At 41.2% G+C, this 3,869-nt stretch carries 4 protein-coding genes; 1 reads left to right on the forward strand and 3 read right to left on the reverse strand.

Annotated elements, in window-relative coordinates; genetic code table 11:
• Positions 1 to 1,218, forward strand: a protein-coding gene (locus L650_RS23720; protein ID WP_128081048.1) for an IS3 family transposase whose coding sequence is annotated in 2 segments (ribosomal slippage) — positions 1 to 335 and positions 335 to 1,218 — 1,219 coding nt annotated over the 2 segments. Because the reading frame shifts where the segments join, the coding sequence is not laid out codon by codon here. This gene is flagged as partial in the annotation.
• Between the two features lie 41 nt (positions 1,219 to 1,259).
• On the opposite strand, the gene L650_RS0109930 is transcribed toward L650_RS23720, so the two are convergent.
• The 3 genes from L650_RS0109930 to L650_RS0109940 form a co-directional block, all read right to left on the reverse strand.
• Positions 1,260 to 1,994: a DUF5020 family protein gene (locus L650_RS0109930; RefSeq protein WP_004587064.1), complete on the reverse strand. Its 735-nt coding sequence runs from the start codon at positions 1,992 to 1,994 to the stop codon at positions 1,260 to 1,262.
• 30 nt (positions 1,995 to 2,024) lie between these two features.
• The gene (locus L650_RS0109935; RefSeq protein WP_029773009.1) at positions 2,025 to 3,401 is read right to left on the reverse strand and encodes a uracil-xanthine permease family protein; all 1,377 of its coding nucleotides are present in this window, start codon (positions 3,399 to 3,401) and stop codon (positions 2,025 to 2,027) included.
• A 77-nt stretch (positions 3,402 to 3,478) separates the two neighbouring features.
• Positions 3,479 to 3,869: BMP family ABC transporter substrate-binding protein (locus tag L650_RS0109940; RefSeq protein WP_029773010.1), on the reverse strand; the 391-nt coding region annotated here is incomplete at its 5' end.

Consider the following 3,869-nt stretch of genomic DNA (forward strand, 5'->3'; position numbering starts at 1 on the left):
TAAAGACGTTAAGCGTACTCAGCGAGATTATACATTAGGCTTTAAATTATCTATTGTTGAGCAAGTAGAAAAAGGCGACTTCACCTATAAACAAGCGCAAAGTCATTACGGTATTCAAGGCCGCAGTACCGTTCTGGTATGGCTGCGAAAACATGGTAAATTAGATTGGTCTAAACCAACTTATATAGCCAACATGCCTAAATCGAAAGAAACCCCAGCACAAAAAATTAAACGTTTAGAGCGCGAGATAGAAGAGTTACGCCTAAAGGATTTAATCAAAGATGAAATGATTAATATTATGGATGAAGAATATGGAGCGGGCTTGCGAAAAAAGTACATATCCGAGCTATCACGCGCGCAAAAGAAAACCATCAAATAAAGCTTACTCCGTTATGCCGTGCATATGGCGTAACGCGACAAGGTTACTATCAAGCTATGCGCAGAATAGATGCTCGGAATAAAGAATTGGAGCCAGTCAAAGAATTAGTGATGTACTGGCGGCAATTCATGCCTCGTATTGGTGGGAAGAAACTTTATCTGATGATAAAGCCAGACCTGCAAGAGCGTGGCATTAAACTAGGTCGTGATTGTTTTTTTGATTATTTGAGAGAGCATGACTTTCTTGTAAAACCAAAGAAAAATTACACTAAAACAACAAACAGTAACCATTGGATGCGCAAGCATCCCAATTTACTAAAGGAATACATGCCTACTGCGGCCGAGGAAGTCTTCGTTAGTGACATTACATACGTAAAGTCAGCGCAAGGCGTGCATTACCTATCGTTAGTCACTGATGCTTACAGTCGAAAAATAATGGGTTATGAGCTGAGTGATGAAATGAAAGCAACCGATGTAGTCAGAGCATTAGAAATGACAATTAAGCAACGCGTATATAAACGTGATGCCATTCATCATTCAGATAGAGGTTTACAATATTGCTCTGAAGTATATCAAAATGCGCTATTAAAAGAGGGCATTAGACCATCGATGACCGATGGGTATGACTGTTATCAAAACGCATTAGCAGAGCGTATTAACGGGATATTAAAGCAAGAGTTTTTACTGTATAAATGTCGCAATATGGCAGAGTTAAAACAGCTCGTTGAAGAATCGATATTTATATACAATGAAATGCGACCGCACTTAAGTTTGGATATGAAAACACCAAATCAAGTGCATAAAAAAGACCTGGCGCTTTCGCACCAAGTCTTTCATTAAAACCGTCAACCTATTTCAGGACGGGACAAACGCTTAAAGTTTTAAAAATGCCATTTAACCATTAGGTTTGGGTTATGCTCTGTTTGACCATCTACACCAAACTTATTTTTCCAATATACGTATTCTATACCTACATCAAGGCGACCTGTGTCTAGGCCAAGCATAGGAGCAATGTTGTATTTAAGTTGTGAGGTAAAGTTAAAACCGCCTTCGCTTTTACCAAACATAGTGTCGGTACTGTCAACAATATCTAAAAAGCCATCGTATCTAAAGTTACCCTTGTTATAGCCCCACGTTACGGTTATTTGGTTGTTATCTTCACGCTCTATGCCAATATCGTCCTGAAAACGACGGTAATAAGCCACATTAAAATATTGAAACCCTGGTACATCTAACGACACACCGCCACCTAATAAGTAGTTATTTTGATCGGTATCGCCTGAGCCATATTCTGTTTGTAGGCCTAAAAACACCTCTTTAACAAAGCTGTTTTGTGGCTTGTAAAGCGTTGGGTTTATGTTTAGCTCTCCGTATACTTCATCGGGGTTGCTTAATCTATCCATAAAAAAGAAGGTACCACCCCATGTATGCCCCGATGCATGCTCAATGGTTACTACGCTTCTGTCGTCTTCCTCTCCCGAGAACGGCTCGAGGTAATCGGCGCCGGTCATGGCGGTTATACTAAAATCTGACCACAGCTCTTTTGCCGACACACTACTTGAACACACCGCGATAGCACTTACTAAGGCTAATTTTTTAATTGTTGTAATTTTCATTGTTAATCCCTTTGTTATAATTTTATTAGTCTAGTTAAGATGATCTGTACTTGCTGAATAATTTTCTGGTAAAACAAGCGTCATAACGATGGCGGTTAAACCCGATACCGTTACAGCGCTGCCAAAAATAGCGGTTACCAGCTTAGGCGCATTTATAAACATTTCGGGCACAAAGCTAACCCCTAGCCCCATACCTAAGCTCACCGCAATAATAAGTAAGCTACGACGATTTATTTTTTCGCTTGCAAGAATTTTTACCCCTGCGGCAGCTACTGTGCCAAACATCACGAGCGTTGCACCGCCTAGCACTGGTTTAGGAATATTTTGTAGCACGGCACCAATAACCGGAAATAACCCTAAAATAATCAAAATTACACCAATCCACAGGCCAATGTATCTACTTGCTACACCGGTTAATTGAATAACGCCGTTATTTTGGCTAAAAGTAGTATTAGGAAACGTATTAAATGCGGCAGCAATCATTGAGTTAACGCCATCGCCTAAAATACCTCCGCGTATACGCGCTAAATAGCTTGCGCCTTTTACCGGTAATTTAGACACCGCACAATTTGCGGTTATATCGCCTGTGGATTCAATGGCGGTAATTAGGTATAAAAAGCTAAAGGCAATCATGGCGCCAAAATCAATATTAAAGCCATATTTAAAGGGTAATGGCATGGCGATTAAATCAAATTCGCCCATTTTAAATTTGGCTATACCTAAAATAAGTGCAAGTAACCACCCTACTAACATGGCAACTACTACAGCGGTAAGCCTTACCCACTGATTTTTGCTAGCATTAAGTAATACCACCAGCGCCACCACCGAAAAACCCACAATTAAGTTGCTTGGCGAGGCAAACTTTTCAGGCATATTAGTTAATAACCATTGCCCGCCGCCTATGTCAGTCATACCTACTTTAATGAGGTAAACCCCAATGGTGGTGATCACCACACCAGTCACTACAGGCTTAATTACTTTGCCAAGCTTTTCTATAAAAAAGCTAATGAATATCTCTACAAAGGCTGCTAAAAAACACACAGCAAAAATGGTGGCAAGTACTTCATCGATTCCGCCTCCAGTGGCTTTTACGGTAAAACCGGTTGCCAAAATAGTGCCTAAAAAAGCAAAGCTGGTGCCTTGTACGCAAATAAGCCCTGAGCCAATTGGCCCCACACGGCGAGCCTGAATAAATGTACCAACCCCCGATACAAACAACGCCATACTAATTAAATACGGTATTTCGCTACCAAGCCCCAACACGCCACCAATAATAAGCGTGGGCGTAATAATACCTACAAAACTTGCCAGTACATGTTGCAGGGCAGCAAAAAAGGATTCGGTCAGCCCTGGTTTATCATCTACTGCGTAAATTATGTCTTCTGAGATTGCTTCTTGGTTTGACATAGTCAACATCCTTTTAGCGCTTTAATATGGGCAAGGTATAAATGCCTTGCCCAAGTTTTAATTTAAATACAGGGCGCTTATTTAAGCTGCCCTTCAACACCCTCTACATAAAAGTCCATACCAAGTAAGGTTTTATCATCAATTGTTTGCCCCGCTTTAGTTACCAGCTCACCTTGCTGATTGTTAATTGGGCCACTAAATGGATGAAACTCACCGTTGGCAATTTTGGTTTTAATCGCCTCTACCTCGGCAACAACATTGGCAGGAATGTCTTTACTCAACGGCGCTAAGCGGGTCATACCGGCATCTATGCCTTTCCATACATTTTGCGATTCCCATTTATCGTCAAGTACTTGCTGCACGCGCTCGGCGTAAAACTCATCCCAATGATGCACTGGCGCCGTAAGGTGCGCTTTTTTACCATAGCCGCTCATATCTGAGTGGTAACCAATGGCGAATATTCCAGCG

The sequence above is a fragment of the Pseudoalteromonas sp. TB51 genome (assembly GCF_000498055.1).
GTDB classification, from domain to species: domain Bacteria; phylum Pseudomonadota; class Gammaproteobacteria; order Enterobacterales; family Alteromonadaceae; genus Pseudoalteromonas; species Pseudoalteromonas atlantica.

Excerpts from the sequence above, each read along its gene's own strand:
- L650_RS0109930 (WP_004587064.1), bottom strand. The coding sequence starts at position 1,994 with ATGAAAATTACAACAATTAAAAAATTAGCCTTAGTAAGTGCTATCGCG.
- L650_RS0109935 (WP_029773009.1), bottom strand. The coding sequence starts at position 3,401 with ATGTCAAACCAAGAAGCAATCTCAGAAGACATAATTTACGCAGTAGAT.